Source organism: Aeromonas sp. S18(2024) (assembly GCF_041402525.1).
GTDB lineage: Bacteria > Pseudomonadota > Gammaproteobacteria > Enterobacterales > Aeromonadaceae > Aeromonas > Aeromonas enteropelogenes.
Genome location: NZ_JBGLQV010000004.1, coordinates 163,751 through 181,335 on the forward strand (window position 1 = coordinate 163,751; position 17,585 = coordinate 181,335).

Consider the following 17,585-nt stretch of genomic DNA (forward strand, 5'->3'; position numbering starts at 1 on the left):
TATCGGCTCAACCCTGTGTGGCGAGCAGCCGAGAGAGGCTCTTTCGCTCGTCGTTTCAAGCTGGGGCAGAGTTTTATCGGGGCAGCACGCTGCCCCCTGTTGTGACTGAGTCTGTTACTGGGCGGCAATCTGGATGGGTTGCTGCTGATAGATGCTCTCCAGCACGCCTTTTTCGAACAGGGTCCAGGGCCAGGGCGCCTTGCTGGCACGATAGCGCTCGTGAGTGGCCGGATCCTGCGACAGGCCGCGCTGGAAGATGACGAAGGCCTTGCGTTGGCCACCGGCGGTGTCGATGAAACCGGCCAGGTTGGAGGTGCCTGTGATGGTGCCGGTCTTGGCATGGACCTTGTTTTTCATCATGGGGGCGGTGACGCTGCGTCGCCAGGCCAGGGTGCCATCCACCTGGGAGCTTGGCAGCAGCTTGATGAAGTCGAGCTCGGCATCATTTTTCTGGATGAAGTTCAGCACCGACAGCATCTGGCGGGCGCTGATGAGATTGTGAGCAGAGAGGCCGGAGCCATCGGCCAAGGTGGCGTTGCCAAGGTCAATGCCGTGTTTGGTGAGGATGGCGCGCACCGCCATGGTGCCGCTGCGATAGCTACCCGGCTTGTTGTAGTAGTGGCGGCCAACGGTTTTCAGGAAGGTGTCGGCGTAGAGGTTGTCCGATTTCTTCAGCATCTTGGCCAGCATGATGGGCAGGGAGACCGAGTAGTGGGTCGCCAGGGTCTGGGCTCCGACCGGTGCCTTGTGGGTGATCCGCAGCAGACCGTCGTGCTTGATGCCTGCCCGGTCCATCGCCCAGCGGATGTTGTCCCAGCCCCAGGCCTCCACGTCATGGATGGCAAAGCGCAGCCCCTGGGGCTCCTTGTTCGGGGTGATGCAGCCCTTGAGCTCATAGAAGTTGCCCTTGGCCATGTCCACTTCCAGGGCGCAGAACTGGCGTGCCATGTCGCCATAGCTCATCACCTCCACGTTGTCGGCACCGACGCCGATGGCGACGCCTTTGGCGACATTGCCCACCGCCGGCTTGCCGATCTGGGTGGCGGTGATGGTGGCGTAGGCGCAGTTCTTGTCAATGATGACGGAGGAGACAGGCGCTGCGAAGCAGAGGGTCTGATCCCCCCACGACCAGCCATTGCCGCGCTCGTAGCCGTTGTAGGCACCGGTGTTGACGTAGACGTTGCCGTTGATGCGGTTGATGCCGAGCTGCTTGAACAGGGCCAGCAGATCCATTTTCGACAGGGTGGGGTCGCCGACGAAGTTGATCCAGATATCGCCGTTGATGGCGTTGCCCTGCTTGGCACCGGGCTCGGCCTGGATATCGGTGGCGAAGCGGAAGTCGGCACCCAGCTCCAGGCGGGCGGCCAGGGCGGTCAGCACCTTCATGGTGGAAGCGGGGGCAATCATGTCATCTGCGTTGCGGGCAAACTCAATGCCGTTGTTGCCCTGCACTATGATGGCGTACTGGCCACCCTTGGGCGGGGTGAGCGGGGTGGCGTGAACCGCCATGGAAACGAGGGCGCAAAAACCAATCAACAGCCGCAGCATAGGATCCTCAAACTTGATGAAGGGTGTCGGCAGTGGAGTACCGACTCTGATAATCGACGATGTTCATCTGCCGACCGGCGCTCGTCCTCAATAGAGGGCGTTGGCAGTACGATACCGGCCGTCATAATCAAAAATTTTCTCTTTCACCTGCCAAAACCGTCCTGACTTGCGCGCGATGACGAAATCCGGGTGACGGAACTGGCCGGATGCGGCCAGCACGCTCTCCAGGGTGGCAAATTCGGGCTCCAGCCCCGGGGCGGGCCAATGATGACGCACAAAGCGCTGTTGAAACAAGCGCCGTGCGCCGGCGGAGTGAAAAGCGAAGTATTCCCAGAGGGTGAGGCCATCCTCGTCGTGATAGGTCACCTCCAGTCGCTCCCCCTGTTTGCCACGGCCAGCGGCCAGGGTGAGGCCGGCGCAGCGGATCACCATGCAGTCCTTGAGATTGAGCGCCTCTTTAAGCTTGTCGTCCGGATCCACCAGCAGCTGATCGCAGCTCTGGCAGCGGCGGGCGGCGATGTCGTTTTCGGCGCCGCAGGCGGGGCAGATCTTGGCTCGAAAGCGGTAGTCACACTCCTCGCGGTGGCCCTCGTCATCTTCAAACAACCCCTGACAGCGGCGGCCGTAGTGCTCTATGACCTTGCCATCCTCGTCTGTCTTGCCCCAGAAGGTGTTGGCAAAGCCGCAGGCGGGGCAGGGAACCTGCACCGGCTCGGTGCCGGCGTGGGGCCTGGGTTCCCCCACCTCGGGGGCAAACAGGTTGAAGTTGTTGCCGGCATAATCGAGCACCAGGCAGTCGGTCTTGCCAGGTGACAGGCGCAGGCCGCGCCCCACTATCTGCTGGTAGAGCGATACCGACTCGGTGGGTCTGAGCATCACGATAAGATCGACATGGGGGGCGTCAAAGCCGGTGGTGAGCACCGCCACGTTGACCAGGAACTTGAGTTCGCGGGCCTTGAACGCGCTGATAAGGGCATCGCGCTCCTGCCCCGGGGTTTCGCCGGTGATCAGGGCCGCTTTCTCTCCTTTGGCACCGAGCAGGCCGTGAATCTCGCGGGCGTGTTCGACGGTGGCGGCGAAGATCATCACCCCCTGACGTTCGGCGGCATACACCAATACCTGGCTCAGGATATGGGGGGTGACCCGCTCCTGGCGCTTGAGCTCGCCGTTGAGATCCGCCTCGCTGAAGAGGCCATTCTCCCGCGGTACCAGCTTGCTGAAGTCGTAGTGGACTATGGGGGCATCAATCAGGCGCGGCGGGGTCAGGTAGCCGTTTTTCACCATGAAACGCAGGGGCAGCTCGAACACGCAGTCGCCAAACAGCCGATCCCCGTGGCTGCGTACCATGCCGTGGTAGTGACGCCGGTAAATCCAGCCAAGGCCGAGCCGGTAAGGGGTGGCGGTGAGACCCAGGATCTTGAGTGCCGGGTTGGCGGCCTTGAGATGGTCGATCACCTGATGGTACTGGCTCTCGTCATCGAGCGACACCCGGTGGCACTCGTCGATGATGAGCAGGGAGAAGGCGCCATCAAAGGCGTCCAGGTTGCGCGCCACCGACTGCACCGAGCCGAACACCACCTGGGCGCAGGCTTCCTTGCGAGACAGTCCGGCGGCGAAGATGTCGGCCTTGAGTCCCCAGGCCTCGTACTTGGCGTGGTTCTGCTCCACCAGCTCCTTGACGTGGGCCAGCACCAGCACCCGGCCGCGGGCTTTTCGCGCCAGCTCGGCGATCACCAGACTCTTGCCGGCCCCGGTGGGCAGCACGATGACGGCGGGATCCGGATGTTTGCGAAAGTGGCTGATGACGGCGTTGACGGCGTCGGTTTGATAGGGTCTGAGAACGAACATGGGGAGACTGGCTGCTGCAAGATGGCGCCATTATAGGGATTCGGTTTTTAAATGTCTGGCTTAAAAACAGAGGGCCGGCAAGCGCGGCCCTCTGGACAGGAGATAGCAACGAAGCTTAGTGGAAGGGGAACAGGTAGTTGAGCCAGCTCGCCATCCGCAGCAGCACTTTGCGCATGATGGAAACATGGTGGAAGTGGTGGGTGTAGATGGCCGCCTGGCCGCTGGCACCGGCGATCACCTGATACTTGGACCACTCGGGGTCGGTGATCTTGATGGTGACCGGCAAGCGACCCGGGCGCTGGGCGGTGCTCTGGTCCAGCAGACCTGAGTTGGCCTGTACGTTACCGGCGGCGATGGCGGGCACCACGACAGTGACTTCGCCCTTGAAGATCTTGCCGGGAATGCCGTCGATCACTACTTCGGCCTCGTCGCCGACTTCCAGTCGCTGCATGCTGTTTTGCCAGAACCAGCCCACGTAGTAGTTCTCGCTCTGGTGTACGAAGGTCATGACGGGACGATAGAGGTAGGGGGTGGCAATCATGCCCGGACGCAGCGCCAGTTGCAGCACGAAGCCGTCGGAGGGGGCAAGCACCACCGTCTGCTCGAGGTCATAACGGGCCTTTTCCAGCTGGGCCTGTACGTCGTTGACCAGGGCGCGCTGCTGATCGAGCTGGGAAACCAGATCGTCGACATTGGCCTGGCTCACGTCGAGATCCCGCTGCTTGCCGATGCCGCGGCGCAGCAGCTCCTGGGCGCGGTCACGATCCAGCCGGGCGGAGCGCAGGCGTGCGTCGATGGACTTGATGTGATCCTGGTTTGACTGCAGGCGGGCCTGCAGGCTGGCAACCTGCTGCTTGAACGGCGTGTCGTCGATGCGAAACAGCACGTCCCCCTGTTTGACCTGCTGGTTCGGTTTGACGGGCACTTCCACGACGCGCCCCTTCACCAGCGGCACTATAGGGGTGGAGATATAGTAGTTGCGCGCCATTTCGGAGTAGGGGTGGTTGTAGTTCATCAGCATGATCAGGGTGCCGATGATCAACACGCCCCCGAGTACCGCCGTCGGTACTGTCCACTTGTTGAGCGGGATACGGAAGATTTTGAAGATGGCCACACAGATGGCCGTGTAGGTCAGGATCAGTAGCAGGTCCATGGCTTATCCCTTTTGTTCGCTCTGTTCGATATGGTTGAGGCGGTTTTTCAGCTCGGCCAGCTCTTCCCTGAGGGCGGCGAGTTCCTCTTCATCCTTTGCCAGACGCTTGTTGAAGCCCCAGCCGCGATCAGGGCGGTAGAGGGTTGCCCAGATCCAGAGAAAGGGCCAGAGGACATGGAGGGTGAAGAGGCTGACCCAACCGGCGACATGAATGGCGTCCTGATGGGGGTGGTCGCGGTGCTTGGCTATCTCGTAGGGAATATCGTGGATCACGATGATGCCGTAGAAGATGACCAACCCGACAAACACGAGCAGACCGAGTGCAAAGTAATCAAGGGACATGTAGACCTCCGGCGGCTTGAGCACCCATTGATAATTGGTTTTTGTTGCCACTAAAGCAATTAATAATCACATCGTTAACGTGATATCGCCCGCCATGATAATGCGGAAAGCCTGATTTGGGATGGGGTTTTCAAGGAAGGGCGTTAATATTGTTTTCATCAAAAAGGGGGCCGCACGGGCCCCCTTTTGATTCAGGTGTTATTTGCGTCAACTTTCGCTGGTCTGGCTCACCAGTGGCTGGCGGAACTTGATCAGGAAGGTGGCGGTGATCACGGCAGTGGCGACCAGACCGATGATGGTGGAGATACCCATCTCCAGACCAAAACCGATGGGGGCGTTGGCCAGGTAGGTGAACACCACGGCAGTCATGAACATGGCCGGGATGGTGCATACCCAGTGCAGCTTGCCCTCCTTGATGAGGTAGGCGGCAGCGGCCCACAGCATCATGACGGCGGTAGTCTGGTTGGCCCAGCCGAAGTAGCGCCAGATCACCCCGAACTCGGCCTTGGAGATGATGAAACCGAGGACAAACATGGGGATGGCGATCAGCAGACGCTTGGCCATCGGCTTCTGGGTCAGGTTCAGGAAGTCCGCCACGATGAGGCGGGCGCTGCGAAACGCGGTGTCACCCGAGGTGATGGGCAGGATCACCACGCCGAGGATGGCCAGGATGCCGCCAACGGTGCCGAGCAGGCTGGTGGAGACTTCGTGTACCACGGCAGAGGGACCGCCGCTTGCCAGGGTGGCGTTGAGCGCTTCAGTGCTGTCGTAGAAGGAGAGACCCAGGGTGCACCAGATGAGGGCGATGATGCCTTCACCGATCATGGCGCCGTAGAAAATGAAGCGGCCGGATTTTTCGTTCTGCATGCAGCGCGCCATCAGCGGGGACTGGGTGGCGTGGAAGCCGGACACAGCACCACAAGCGATGGTGATGAAGAGCAGCGGCCACAGGGGCAGATCGGTCGGGTGCAGGTTGGAGAAGTCCATCCCTGTGTTGTAGAAGCCCTTGCCGGAGACGATCAGGCCGATGATGAGGCCGACCGACATGAATACCAGCAGTGCGCCGAAGATGGGGTAGAAGCGGCCGATGATCTTGTCGATGGGCACTATGGTCGCCAGGATGTAGTAGGCGAAGATGGCCATGATCCAGTAGACCAGATCGGTGGAGGTCAGGTTAGCCAGCAGGCCTGCCGGGCTCAGCACGAACACCACGCCCACCAGCATCAACAGGACTACGGCGAACAGGTTCATGAAGTGCTTGGCGGCGTTGCCCAGGTGCTCACCGACCACGGTCGGCACCGAGGCGCCCTTGGCGCGCACCGACAGCATGCCGGAGAAGTAGTCGTGTACTGCACCGGCGAAGATGCAGCCAAACACGATCCACAGCATGGCGACCGGACCATACAAGGCACCCAGGATGGGGCCGAAGATGGGGCCGACGCCGGCGATGTTGAGCAGTTGGACCAGATAGACTTTCTTGTCCGACATGGGGACATAGTCAACCCCGTCCGCCATGGTGATGGCGGGGGTTTTCAGCTCGGGTTTCGGGCCAAATATCCGTTCGATGAATTTGCCGTATACGAAATAGCCGGCTACGAGCAAGCCGACGCATAGGAAGAACCAGACCATTGTTACGCTCCTGCATTGTTATTCTTTGATGTGCATGAGCAGTCTAGCGGGGATGGGCGCTGCCGGCAGTGGAAACGGGACGAGCGGCGCCATGGCGCTGCGAGTGGTTGGTGCCTGTGATCAAGCGCACACAAACGGCCTTACTCCAGACCCAGCCTATCCTTCAACTCCTTGAGGTAGCGGCGGCTCACCGGTACCCGGGCGCCGCTCGGCGTGACTATTTCCGCCAGCTGGTTTTCCAGCAGCTGGATCTCGAAGATGGCCTCCGGGGCGATCAGATACTGGCGGTGACAACGCAGCAGCGGGCTCTTCTCCTCCAGGGATTTGAGGGTGAGCTGGGTATGAAACAACTCACCCTGGCAAGCCACATGGACGCCGCCGAGATCGGAGAAGGCATACTCCACCTGATTGATGGGCAAGAGGCGTACCCGGTTGTGCAGATAACCCGGAATGTGGTGAATGGCGGGGGCCAGCGTCTCAATCGGTTGCGGGCTGATGTCCTGGCGCAGGCGGGCGATGGTCTTGGCCAGCCGGGCGGGTTCCACCGGTTTGAGCAGGTAGTCGAAGGCGTTCTCCTCAAACGCCTGGATGGCGTATTCGTCGAAGGCGGTGACAAACACGATGCGGGGCAGGGGATCGAGCATGGCCACCAGCTCCATGCCGCTGAGCTTGGGCATCTGGATATCGAGAAACACTACTTGTGGCTTGAGCTGCTGGATAAGCGGCAGCGCCTCGATGGCGTTGGCCGCCGTGCCCAGGATCTCGATGTCGGGATAGCCGGCCAATTGCTGGGCCAGCTCTTCACGGGCGTAGGGCTCGTCATCGACAAGCAGGGCGCGGATCATGATTTCCTCCTATCAAACATGAATGGGTGCATGGGGTCGGGCACAGGGCCGGCGCCATATCCTGCTGACGCCAGGACAGAGATAACGGCCTGCATCAGGGAGCCACTTTGGGAATGGTGCAGGAGACCCGGGTCCATTGCTCCGGCTCGCACGCAACGCTCACCCCGTAGCGCTCGCCAAAGGCGCTCTTGAGTCGCCTGTCCACTATGGTCATGCCCAGGCCATCGCCAGCCGGCTGGGGTTGCCAGGTGCCGGCGTTGTCCTCGACGTGGATGGTCACGCTGTCAGCGTGCTCCTCGGTATAGAGGCGGATCCGCCCCTGCTCCAGCAGGGTCGAGATGCCGTGCTTGATGGCGTTTTCAATCAGCGGCTGCAGAGTGAAGCTCGGCAGCTGCAGGTTGGCTAGGTGGGCCGGGATCTCGTTGATCACCGTCAGGCGATCACCAAAGCGGGCGAGTTCAATCTCCAGATAGGACTGACAGTGCTCCTGCTCCTCCTGCAGGGTGCTGAGACCGCTGTGGCGCTTGAGGTTCTTGCGAAAGAACAGGGAGAGGTGCAGCAGCAAATCGCGCGCCTTGTCCGGATCCCGCCGGGTGATGGCGCTGATGGTGTTGAGGGTGTTGAACAGGAAATGGGGGTTGATCTGGGCCTGGATAAGCTTGAGCTCGGACTGCACCAGCAGCCGCTGCTGCTGCTCCAGCCGACCGGCCAGCAACTGCTGCGACAGCAGGTTGGCAATCCCCTCGCCCAGGGTGTGGTTGATCTTGAGGAACAGCCGCTTCTTCGGCTCGTAGAGCTTGATGGTGCCGATCACTCCCTTGTCCCCCTGCAGCGGGATCACCAGCACAGAGCCGAGCTGGCACTGGGGTGAGATGCTGCAGCGGTAGGGCTGGCTGTTGCCATCGGCAAACAGCACCTTGTTCTGGGCGATGGCTTCCATGGTGGTGGCCGAGGTGATGGGAGTACCCGGCTTGTGGTGATCCTCCCCGATCCCGATAAAGGCGAGGATCTTGTCGGTATCCGTGATGGCGACGGCGCCGACCCCGGTCTCTTCCTGAATAATTTTGGCGATTTTGCTGCTCGCCTCCGGGGTGAAGCCCTGGCTCATGATCCCCACGGTGCGGTTGGCGATGTTGAGCGCCTTGGCGGAGAAGACCCGGGAGAACTTCTCGTACATCAGTTGCTGGTCGCGGATCATGCTGATGAAGAGCGCCGCCCCGCAGGAGTTGGCCAGGATCATCGGGGTGGCGATGGTGCGCACCAGCAGCAGCGCCTTGTCGAAGGGGGCGGCCACCAGCAAGATGATCACCATCTGCAGCATTTCGGCGTAAAGGGTGGTGAAGAAGGCAACCTTGGGTTCAAACAGCGCGCCCATCCGGCCGGATCGCATCAAGCGCCAGTGCACCAGACCGCCCAGCAGTCCTTCACAAGTGGTGGAGATGGCGCAGGCCAGATCGGTAAATCCCCCCAGGGTATAGCGGTGCAATCCCCCGGTCAGTCCCACCAGAAAGCCCACCAGCGGTCCCCCCAGCAGGCCCCCCAGCACGGCGCCGACCGCCCGGGTATTGGCGATGGCATCATCGATATCGAGGCCCACATAGGTGCCAAGGATGCAGAAAGCAGAAAAAATGATGTATATCAGTATTTTGTGTGGAAGCCTGACGGAGTAGTTGGCCAGCGGGCGCAGCAGAGGGCTTTTTGAGAAGAGATAGGCGATCACCAAGCTGACGCTCATCTGTTGCAGCAAGGAGAGAACCAACTGCATAAAAAACGCTCCTCAAGGGAAAGGTTAAAAAACAGCCAGCATCTGAACAAGTGTGATCAGGATCTTGTTCTGGGGGGCCAATTTTGCGACGCGGGCCGCCAGTTTGCCAGAACATGCGGATAAAACCATATTAAATCAGCATGTTAAATTGATATTTGTGTAAGCGAGCCGGGGTTGCTATTGGTGGATGGAGCATAAATCTATCCGCTGGATAGGCTACATGGAGGTAGCATGCTCCGCCCGGCCACTGGCTGGGCGTTTTTTATACATGGCCGGATGGCAACTTTCCGGTGGGTATTCGAGTGATTATTCCGGTTTGTCCAATGAGTTATCCCCAGCTTCTGGGGATAACTCAAAAAGCGAAGTAATAACAGAAGCGGCGAGTCAGATTGAAGAACTGGCGCTGCCCCTCATCCAGATCCTCCTGTCTGATACAGCCCGTGATGGTGCGCTCGTCTTCCCGCAGATCGATCATGGTGACGGCTTCCGGGCGCTGAGCCTTGATATAGGGGAGCAACTTGGGTTTGAGGGGCATGGTGGGCTCGGTGGAGAGCACCAGCCCTATGCTGTCGTCAGACATTTTGACCAGTGAACCCGGTGGATACACCCCCAGGACCTTGATAAGCAATTTGACCAGATTCTGGTCAAATTTTTTCTGGGACAGTTTGTAGAGCTGGCTGATGGCCTGGCTGGGGGCGGCGGCACTGGCGCTGCTGCGGGGGTGAAGCAGCTCGTCATAATAGTCCACCAGCCCGATGAGACGGGCCAGCGGTGGTATATCCCCTCCCTTGAGCCCCAGTGGATAACCGCTGCCATCGAGCCGCTCGTGATGCAGATGAGCCACCTGGCGGATCTTCGGCTCGAAGGCGTTGAGCTGGGTCAGCATGTCCAGCCCGTATTGAGGATGCATGTTGAGAAAGTTCTGCTCGGCCTTGTTCAATTCTCCCCGCTTCAATGTGATCTGGGTCGGCACCTTCAGCTCGCCGATGTCGTGGATAAGCCCCGCCAGCCCCGCCTCTTCCAGTGCGACCGGGTTCATCCCCAGCTCACGTCCCATCAGCATGGCGATGAAGGCGACGTTGAGGCTGTGCTGCAACAGAACATCGGTATGGGGGCTGCGGATCAGATGCAGGCCGAGGGGGCCTTCGTGTTCGCTCAGACGGGCGGCGGTATTGCGCACCAGCTGAGCAGCGTTGGCCAAGCCTTCATCGGGTTTGAGGTTGAGGGCACCCAGGGCGTCGCGAAGCTCCGACATCGACTGGCCAAAGGCCTTGTCGGCGGCGCGCATGGAGCGGCGAAAGGCTTTCTCATCGAAGGGGGGAGGGCCGGAATCTGTCGGCTCTTCTGTGGCATCCAGTTCGTCAAGATCGGGGCCTGCATCCGGCACATCCCCGCGCAGCAAGGGTTCGACGGGGAGATCGCTCTTGTCCGGGTCAACCATCAGGAGGTGGAGATCGAGGTGGCGAATGATGTCGAGTTGCTGCTGGTCTTTGATCTTGAAGGTATTAAACATAAAAGGGTGGTTGGTCCATCCGGTTGGCAGATGGATGAAGTGGCCTACCTTCAACTGTTCTATCGAAACCTGGATCAGTGCCATTGGAATGCCTGCATTTCTTGAATGCCTCTCAAACAAGCTAGCAAAATCCGATGGATAGACAACTAAAAATCCGTTTAGCACCCCTGGAGAAGGGCCAGGTTGTGACCTCTTTCTCTCTTAATTCACTCTTAAGTTTCGCCGATTAGTCTGACGCCATGGTTTTAGTCAGTTAATCCGGGTCAATCAAAGACTGACCCGTTCGCTAGGAGTTGTTAATGCGTATTGCGCTCGGTGTGCTGAAGGCGAATTTGCTGCTGGTACTGTTTTTTGCGCTGGTGCTGAACTGGCCGATTTTTTTGCATTTCTACAAGGTGCTCAGCGGTCTGGAGCATGTCAAAACCGGATTCGTACTCTCCATTCCCCTAGTGTTGGTAGCGGCGCTCAATGCCGTCTTTATTCCCTTTACCTTCCGCTTTGTCCTCAAACCCTTCTTTACCTTGCTGATCCTGACCGGCTCCATCGTCAGCTACGCCATGCTCAAATATGGCGTCGTCTTCGATGCCGGCATGATGCAGAACATAGTGGAGACCAACAGTAGGGAAGCTACGTCCTATCTGAACGGGTCGGTCGCCCTCTGGTTCCTGCTGACCGGCGTACTGCCGACCTTGGGGCTCTGGTCGCTGAAGATCCGCTATCCCGCCACCTGGTACAAGGGACTGGCGCTGCGCGCTGGTTCGCTGGCGCTCTCCCTGCTGGTGGTGGGTAGCATGGCCGCTCTCTATTACCAGGATTACGCCTCGGTCGGGCGCAACAACAAATCCCTTGGCAAGGAGATAGTACCCGCCAACTATGTTAACGGGCTCTACAAATATGCCCGTGATGTGGTCTTCGCGACTCCGATCCCCTACCAGCAGATCGGCACCGATGCCAAGCTGATCGCCAAGGATGCCAAGCCGACATTGATGTTCCTGGTCGTGGGGGAGACGGCGCGCAGCCAGAACTACTCCCTCAACGGTTATGCCAAGGCGACCAACAGCTTTACCGCGAAAGAGGAGGGGATCGTCTCGTTTCGGGATGTGCGCTCCTGCGGCACGGCGACGGCTGTCTCGGTGCCCTGCATGTTCTCCAACCTGACCCGCCGCGGCTACGATGATCAGCTGGCCGGCTCCCGTGATGGGTTGCTGGATGTGCTGCAGCATGCCGGTGTCTCCGTGCTCTGGAAAGAGAATGACGGGGGCTGCAAAGGGGTGTGCCGCAATGTGCCGACCATAGAAATCGCCCCCAGGGATTATCCGGCCCTTTGCAAGGGTGATTCCTGCTATGACGAGGTGCTGCTGGAAGGACTGGATCAGCAGATCGCCGCCATGAAGGGCAACAAGCTGGTGGCGTTTCACCTGATGGGCAGCCATGGACCAACTTATTTCCGTCGCTATCCCGCCAGCGAGCGTACCTTCGTGCCGGACTGCCCGCGCAGCGACATCGAAAACTGTACCAATGAAGAGCTGGTGAACACCTATGACAACACCATCCGCTATACCGACAAGGTGGTGGCCCGGCTCATCGACAAGCTGAAATCCCTGGAGAGTCAGTACAACGTAGGGCTGGTCTACCTCTCGGATCACGGCGAATCCCTCGGTGCCATGGGCCTCTATCTGCACGGTACGCCCTACAAGTTCGCGCCGGATGATCAGACCCGGGTGCCGCTGCTGACCTGGTTTTCTCCCCAGTTGCAGACGGATCGCCAGCTGAACATGGATTGTCTGCAGCAGGAGGCGGGCAGCAAGCGCTTCTCCCACGACAACCTGTTCCACTCGATGCTGGGGATCATGGATGTACAGACCAAGGTCTACAACGGAGCGCTGGACCTGTTTAAACCGTGCCGGGCGGGGTAGGAGCCTAACTCCAGGCAAACAAGCAAAACAAAACGGCAGCCCGAGGGCTGCCGTTTGTCATTATGGGCCTTGCGTCGCCAAGGCTACTTCTGCTCCATGATGATCTGTAGCAGATCCCCTTCCAGCAGGGCCCGTTTAACCAGGGCAAAGCCGCCGATGGTGGGCTGGTTCTGGAAGCGCGCCTTCACGATGGGCAGGCCACGGTGGAAGCTTGGCAGCGACTGGTGCTCGACGCAGCGGCGGATGGCCGGGAACAGGATCTCTTCGGCGGCGGTGATTTCGCCGGCGATCAGTACCTTCTGCGGGTTGAACAGGTTGACCGTGATGGCCACCGCCCGCCCCAGATGCTCCCCCACGTTCTCGATCACGCTGTGGGCCAGTTCATCCCCCGCTTGCGCTGCCTTGCACACCTCCTGGATGGTGATGTGTTTTTCTTGCAGCGAGCTCTGGTGGCCACGGCTGATGAGCTCCTTCACCTTGTCGACGATTGCCTCGTTGGAGGCGATGGTCTCGAGGCAGCCGAAGTTGCCGCAGTGGCAGCGCTTGCCGAGGGGTTCGACCTGGATGTGGCCGATCTCGCCCACGTTGCGGTTCTGGCCTAAGAACACCTGCCCCTTGGTGATGATCCCCGACCCGGTCCCCTGGTGCACGCTCACCAGGATCGAGTCCATGCAGTCGCGGGACTCGCCAAAGAAGTGTTCGGCCAGCGCCAGCGAGCGGGTGTCGTTGCCCACGTAGCAGGGGAGGTTGAAGTGGTTCTCCAGGAGCTTCGCCAGCGGCAGGTTGCGGATCTGGTACTTGGGGGTGTAGATGACCATGCCGGATTCGGGATTGACCAGACCCGGCATGGTCAGCGCGATGCTGATGAGATTGCGGCTGCGTTCGCTGTTGGCATCGATAAAGGCGCCAATCTCCCGCAGCAGCATGTCGACCACGGGTTGCTGGTCGATCTCGGCCACCTGGGTGATGTGCTGGTCGAGCTCCTTGCCATCGAGATCATAGAGACTCAGGTGCAGGTAGCCACGGCCCAGCTTGGCAGAGACAAATTGAAAGCGATGCTTGATGGTGGTCAGGGAGATGGCGCGCCGTCCGCCGGTGGAGGCTTGCGGCGAGGTCTCCTTGATCAGGCCATGCTCGATCAGTTGCCGGGTGATCTTGGTCACGCTGGCCGGGGCCAGGTGACTCAGTTCGGCAATTTTGACCCGGGAGATGGGCCCTTGCAGGTCGATGAGCCGATACACGGCCGCACTGTTGACCTGCTTGATAAGATCTACGTTTGCTATTTGTCCGCCAGTCATGATGTCACTGTTGTGTGTAGTGTCCGTTAACCACGGTCCCGCGGACCGTGAAGTCCTGATCGAATACAGTGAGGTTGGCAATCTTGCCGACCTGGATACTACCGAGACGTGAGTCCCATCCAATGGCGCGTGCCGGGTAGAGGCTGGCCATTCTCAGTGCTTCATCAAGCGGTAATCCGACCTGTTTGACCAGATTCTCCACCCCTTCAATCATGGTGAGGGAAGAGCCGCCGAGTGTACCATTCTCGTCAATGCACTGACCATCGCGTAAAAACACGGTCGTGCCACAAAAATCAAATTTCTCAAAGCCTTCCGGCGCACCTGCCGCCGCGGTGGCATCGGTGACCAGCACTAGGCGCTCGCCGAGGATCTTGTGGGCCAGGCGCACGTTGGCGTAGTGCACGTGGTGACCGTCGACGATGACGCCGGTGTAGACATCCTTGCGATCGTAGATGGCACCGACCACGCCAGGCTCGCGGCCGTTCAGGGTCGGGGTCATGGCGTTGTAGAGGTGGGTGGCAAAGCGGATGCCATTGTCAAAGCCCGCCATCGCCTGATCGTAACTGGCGGCGGTGTGGCCGGCGGAGACCAGGATGCCGGCTTCCACCAGACGGCGGATATGGGCCGGATCGTTGCGCTCGGGGGCCAGGGTGATCTTGGCGATGGCATCGGCGTTGGCACAGAAGAAGTCGATCATCTCGTCCGCCGGCTGGCGGATCTGGGCGGCAGGATGGATCCCCTTGCGCTTGAGATTGGTGTAAGGGCCTTCCAGATGTACCCCCAGCACCTCGTTGGGGTGCGCCGCCATGTAGTCGCGGGTGACGGCGACGGCCTGCTTCATGTCTGCATCCGGACTGGTGATCAGGGTCGGCAGGAAGCTGGTGGTACCGGATTTGAGGTTGGCCGCCTGCATGATGGCCAGGGTCTCCACCTTGATGTCGGTGTTGAACATCACGCCGCCACAGCCGTTGAGCTGGACGTCGATGAAACCGGCGGTCAGGTTGGCACCTTCAAGATCGAATCGCTCGATCCCCTCGGGCAACTCATCCAGATGGGAGATGGCGACAATCTTGTCGCCCTCGATGACGACCCCGTAACCGGTCAGCACACAGCTGCCGGTGTAGAGGGTGCAGTTGGTCAATGCGTACATGTTCACTCCTTACAGGCGGCCGATGTTGGCGGCTTCCAGCTGCTGGAAGTAACGCACCGTCTTGACCTTGAGCTCCATGGTGGAGGGCTCGTCACATACCATCATGCCTTTCGGGTGCAGTTGCAGGGTGGAGATGGTCCACATGTGGTTGACGCTGCCTTCCACGGCGGCCTGCAGGGCCAGCGCCTTGCTGTGGCCGGTCACCAGGATCATGATCTCTTCGGCATCCATCAGGGTACCGACGCCCACGGTCAGGGCCAGCTTGGGCACTTGCTCGGTGTCGCCGCCGAAGAAGCGGGAGTTGGCGATGCGGGTGTCTTCGGTCAGGGTCTTGACCCGGGTGCGGGAGGAGAGGGAGGAGGCCGGCTCGTTGAACGCGATGTGGCCGTCATTGCCCACGCCGCCCATGAACAGGTGGATCTTGCCGTAGGACTTGATCTTGTCCTCGTAACGCTTGCACTCGGCTACCAGATCCTCGGCGTTGCCGTTGAGGATGTTGATGTTTTCCGGGCGAATGTCCACGTGATTGAAGAAGTTGTTGTACATGAAGCTGTGGTAGCTCTCCGGATGATCTTCCGGCAGGCCCACGTACTCGTCCATGTTGAAGGTGACCACGTGCTCGAAGCTCACTTCACCGGCCTTGTGCAGTTCGATCAGGCGCTTGTAGGTGTTGAGCGGGGTGCCGCCGGTGGGCAGACCGAGCACGAAGGGACGATCAGCGGTCGGCTTGAACGCATTGATACGGTCAACGATGTAACGGGCTGACCAGAGGCCGACTTGGCTGGCAGATTTCAACGGGATCAGACGCATGTTGGATTCCTCGGTGTCGGTTTGCGACCGCTTGGACGGTGGCAATGGGCTAAGATGGATTCAAGTTGTTTTATAGCGTAAATAAAGATTGCGAACTAAGCCACATCTATCCGCTACCTTTATCTTGTTTGGGTGATAATGATCACGATTATCGGTTTATTAATTTGCGCAGCGAAATAAAACCCCTAGACTGCCAATCAAGCCTTGATGGCTTATGCGTCAAACGTGATAAGCACTTAATTTCTAGAAATACATTAACTAAGGAGAGGAACCGTGAACATTCTCGGTTATTTACAAAAGATCGGCCGTGCCCTGATGGTGCCGGTAGCGGTGTTGCCTGCCGCTGCGATCCTGATGGGGGTTGGCTACTGGATTGACCCGAATGGTTGGGGTGGTGACAGCGCGCTGGCTGCCTTCCTGATCAAGGCGGGCGCCGCCATTATCGACAACATGTCCGTGCTGTTTGCGGTCGGTGTCGCCTATGGTATGTCCAAAGATAAAGACGGTTCTGCCGCACTGGCCGGTCTGGTCGGTTTCCTGGTAGTGACCACCCTGCTGAGCCCGGGCGCGGTTGCCCAGATCAAGAGCATCCCGCTGGAAGAAGTTCCGGCCGCGTTTGGCAAGATCAACAACCAGTTCGTGGGTATCCTGTGTGGCGTTATCGCCGCTGAGCTGTATAACCGCTTCAGCAGCGTCGAGCTGCACAAGGCACTCTCCTTCTTCTCCGGCCGTCGTCTGGTGCCGATCGTGACCTCAGTGGTGATGATCATCGTATCTTTCATCCTGATGGCCGTATGGCCTGCCATCTATGGCGGTCTGGTCGGTTTCGGTGAGTCCATCGTGAGCCTGGGCTCCACTGGCGCCGGTATCTACGCCTTCTTCAACCGTCTGCTGATCCCGATCGGTCTGCACCACGCCCTGAACTCCGTGTTCTGGTTCAACGTGGCCGGTATCAACGACATCCCGAACTTCCTGGGTGGTCAGGCTACCATCGATGCCGCGCTGGCCGCTGGCAAGAGCCTGGATCAGGTGAAAGGCGTGGTCGGTATGTACCAGGCTGGCTTCTTCCCCATCATGATGTTCGGTCTGCCGGGTGCCGCGCTGGCCATCTACCACTCCGCCAAGAAAGAGAACAAAGAGAAAGTTGCGTCCATCATGATCGCCGCCGCTTTCGCCTCCTTCTTCACTGGTGTAACCGAGCCGCTCGAGTTCTCCTTCATGTTCGTGGCGCCGGTGCTGTATGTCATCCACGCCGTGCTGACCGGTATCTCCGTGTTCATCGCCGCCTCCATGCACTGGATGGCCGGTTTCGGCTTCAGTGCCGGTCTGGTGGATATGGTGCTCTCCAGCCGCAACCCGCTGGCAACCAACTGGTACATGCTGATTGCTCAGGGTCTGGTGTTCTTCGGTCTGTACTACGTGGTCTTCCGCGCCGTCATTGCCAAGCTGAATCTGAAGACCCCGGGTCGTGAAGAGGAAGAGGAGAGCGCTCCGGCGGTTGCTCAGACTACCGACCGTACCGAACTGGCCAAGCAGTACCTGGAAGTACTGGGTGGTCATGACAACCTGGTCACCATCGATGCCTGCATCACCCGTCTGCGTCTGACCCTGAAAGATCGCAGCATCGTGGATGAGCGCAAGCTCAAAGCCCTGGGCGCGGCCGGTGTGGTCAAGCTCGGCGAGCAGAACCTGCAGGTGATTCTGGGCCCATTGGCCGAAATCATCGCCGGTGAAATGAAGGCCCTGCGTTAATCGGGCGCCAAGCTCG

At 59.6% G+C, this 17,585-nt stretch carries 13 protein-coding genes; 2 read left to right on the plus strand and 11 right to left on the minus strand.

Features of this window, described 5'->3' with window-relative positions; genetic code table 11:
- Positions 1–114 precede the first annotated feature (114 nt).
- From dacB to ACB034_RS09290, 8 genes are all read right to left on the minus strand, one after another.
- Positions 115–1,548 carry a D-alanyl-D-alanine carboxypeptidase/D-alanyl-D-alanine-endopeptidase gene (gene dacB, locus ACB034_RS09255; RefSeq protein WP_201977020.1) on the minus strand — a complete coding sequence of 478 codons (1,434 nt, stop codon included), beginning with the start codon at positions 1,546–1,548 and terminating at the stop codon, positions 115–117.
- 87 nt (positions 1,549–1,635) lie between these two features.
- Positions 1,636–3,396, minus strand: coding sequence for a DEAD/DEAH box helicase (locus ACB034_RS09260; protein WP_371172671.1), 1,761 nt, complete (start codon positions 3,394–3,396; stop codon positions 1,636–1,638).
- A gap of 115 nt (positions 3,397–3,511) precedes the next feature.
- Entirely contained in the window at positions 3,512–4,549 is a 1,038-nt protein-coding gene (locus ACB034_RS09265) for an HlyD family secretion protein (protein WP_026457467.1), read from the minus strand.
- A 3-nt stretch (positions 4,550–4,552) separates the two neighbouring features.
- On the minus strand, positions 4,553–4,891 hold the full coding sequence (locus ACB034_RS09270) for a DUF3302 domain-containing protein (RefSeq protein WP_026457466.1): 339 nt from the start codon (positions 4,889–4,891) through the stop codon (positions 4,553–4,555).
- A 207-nt stretch (positions 4,892–5,098) separates the two neighbouring features.
- On the minus strand, positions 5,099–6,520 hold the full coding sequence (locus ACB034_RS09275; RefSeq protein WP_042025591.1) for a carbon starvation protein A: 1,422 nt from the start codon (positions 6,518–6,520) through the stop codon (positions 5,099–5,101).
- A 140-nt stretch (positions 6,521–6,660) separates the two neighbouring features.
- The gene (btsR, locus tag ACB034_RS09280) at positions 6,661–7,365 is read right to left on the minus strand and encodes a two-component system response regulator BtsR (RefSeq protein WP_225632992.1); all 705 of its coding nucleotides are present in this window, start codon (positions 7,363–7,365) and stop codon (positions 6,661–6,663) included.
- A 94-nt stretch (positions 7,366–7,459) separates the two neighbouring features.
- Complete coding sequence (locus ACB034_RS09285; protein ID WP_342009557.1) at positions 7,460–9,130, minus strand: sensor histidine kinase; 1,671 nt, start codon at positions 9,128–9,130, stop codon at positions 7,460–7,462.
- Between the two features lie 352 nt (positions 9,131–9,482).
- Positions 9,483–10,727 carry an HD-GYP domain-containing protein gene (locus tag ACB034_RS09290; protein WP_201977025.1) on the minus strand — a complete coding sequence of 415 codons (1,245 nt, stop codon included), beginning with the start codon at positions 10,725–10,727 and terminating at the stop codon, positions 9,483–9,485.
- 215 nt (positions 10,728–10,942) lie between these two features.
- On the opposite strand from ACB034_RS09290, the gene ACB034_RS09295 reads away from it, so the two are divergent.
- A complete protein-coding gene (locus tag ACB034_RS09295; RefSeq protein WP_371172672.1) occupies positions 10,943–12,559 on the plus strand; it encodes a phosphoethanolamine transferase in 1,617 nt (538 codons plus the stop codon).
- A gap of 83 nt (positions 12,560–12,642) precedes the next feature.
- Here the strand turns inward: ACB034_RS09295 and ACB034_RS09300 are convergent, their stop codons facing one another.
- From ACB034_RS09300 to nagB, 3 genes are read right to left on the minus strand one after another with little or no spacing between them, the layout of a single operon-like run.
- Entirely contained in the window at positions 12,643–13,857 is a 1,215-nt protein-coding gene (locus tag ACB034_RS09300) for an ROK family protein (RefSeq protein ID WP_042025596.1), read from the minus strand.
- Positions 13,858–13,861: 4 nt separating this feature from the next.
- On the minus strand, positions 13,862–15,007 hold the full coding sequence (nagA, locus tag ACB034_RS09305) for an N-acetylglucosamine-6-phosphate deacetylase (protein WP_026457908.1): 1,146 nt from the start codon (positions 15,005–15,007) through the stop codon (positions 13,862–13,864).
- A gap of 9 nt (positions 15,008–15,016) precedes the next feature.
- Entirely contained in the window at positions 15,017–15,817 is an 801-nt protein-coding gene (gene nagB / locus ACB034_RS09310; RefSeq protein ID WP_026457909.1) for a glucosamine-6-phosphate deaminase, read from the minus strand.
- A gap of 273 nt (positions 15,818–16,090) precedes the next feature.
- On the opposite strand from nagB, the gene nagE reads away from it, so the two are divergent.
- Positions 16,091–17,569, plus strand: a complete 1,479-nt coding sequence (gene nagE / locus ACB034_RS09315) for an N-acetylglucosamine-specific PTS transporter subunit IIBC (RefSeq protein WP_042025599.1) — start codon at positions 16,091–16,093, stop codon at positions 17,567–17,569.
- Positions 17,570–17,585: the final 16 nt, after the last annotated feature.

What these genes read in the sequence shown, in the direction of transcription:
- ACB034_RS09285 (WP_342009557.1), bottom strand. Translation starts at nt 9,130, where the DNA reads ATGCAGTTGGTTCTCTCCTTGCTGCAACAGATGAGCGTCAGCTTGGTG.
- ACB034_RS09270 (WP_026457466.1), bottom strand. Translation starts at nt 4,891, where the DNA reads ATGTCCCTTGATTACTTTGCACTCGGTCTGCTCGTGTTTGTCGGGTTG.
- ACB034_RS09260 (WP_371172671.1), bottom strand. Translation starts at nt 3,396, where the DNA reads ATGTTCGTTCTCAGACCCTATCAAACCGACGCCGTCAACGCCGTCATC.
- ACB034_RS09300 (WP_042025596.1), bottom strand. Translation starts at nt 13,857, where the DNA reads ATGACTGGCGGACAAATAGCAAACGTAGATCTTATCAAGCAGGTCAAC.
- nagB (WP_026457909.1), bottom strand. Translation starts at nt 15,817, where the DNA reads ATGCGTCTGATCCCGTTGAAATCTGCCAGCCAAGTCGGCCTCTGGTCA.
- ACB034_RS09295 (WP_371172672.1), top strand. Translation starts at nt 10,943, where the DNA reads ATGCGTATTGCGCTCGGTGTGCTGAAGGCGAATTTGCTGCTGGTACTG.
- ACB034_RS09265 (WP_026457467.1), bottom strand. Translation starts at nt 4,549, where the DNA reads ATGGACCTGCTACTGATCCTGACCTACACGGCCATCTGTGTGGCCATC.
- btsR (WP_225632992.1), bottom strand. Translation starts at nt 7,365, where the DNA reads ATGATCCGCGCCCTGCTTGTCGATGACGAGCCCTACGCCCGTGAAGAG.
- dacB (WP_201977020.1), bottom strand. Translation starts at nt 1,548, where the DNA reads ATGCTGCGGCTGTTGATTGGTTTTTGCGCCCTCGTTTCCATGGCGGTT.
- nagA (WP_026457908.1), bottom strand. Translation starts at nt 15,007, where the DNA reads ATGTACGCATTGACCAACTGCACCCTCTACACCGGCAGCTGTGTGCTG.
- ACB034_RS09290 (WP_201977025.1), bottom strand. Translation starts at nt 10,727, where the DNA reads ATGGCACTGATCCAGGTTTCGATAGAACAGTTGAAGGTAGGCCACTTC.
- ACB034_RS09275 (WP_042025591.1), bottom strand. Translation starts at nt 6,520, where the DNA reads ATGGTCTGGTTCTTCCTATGCGTCGGCTTGCTCGTAGCCGGCTATTTC.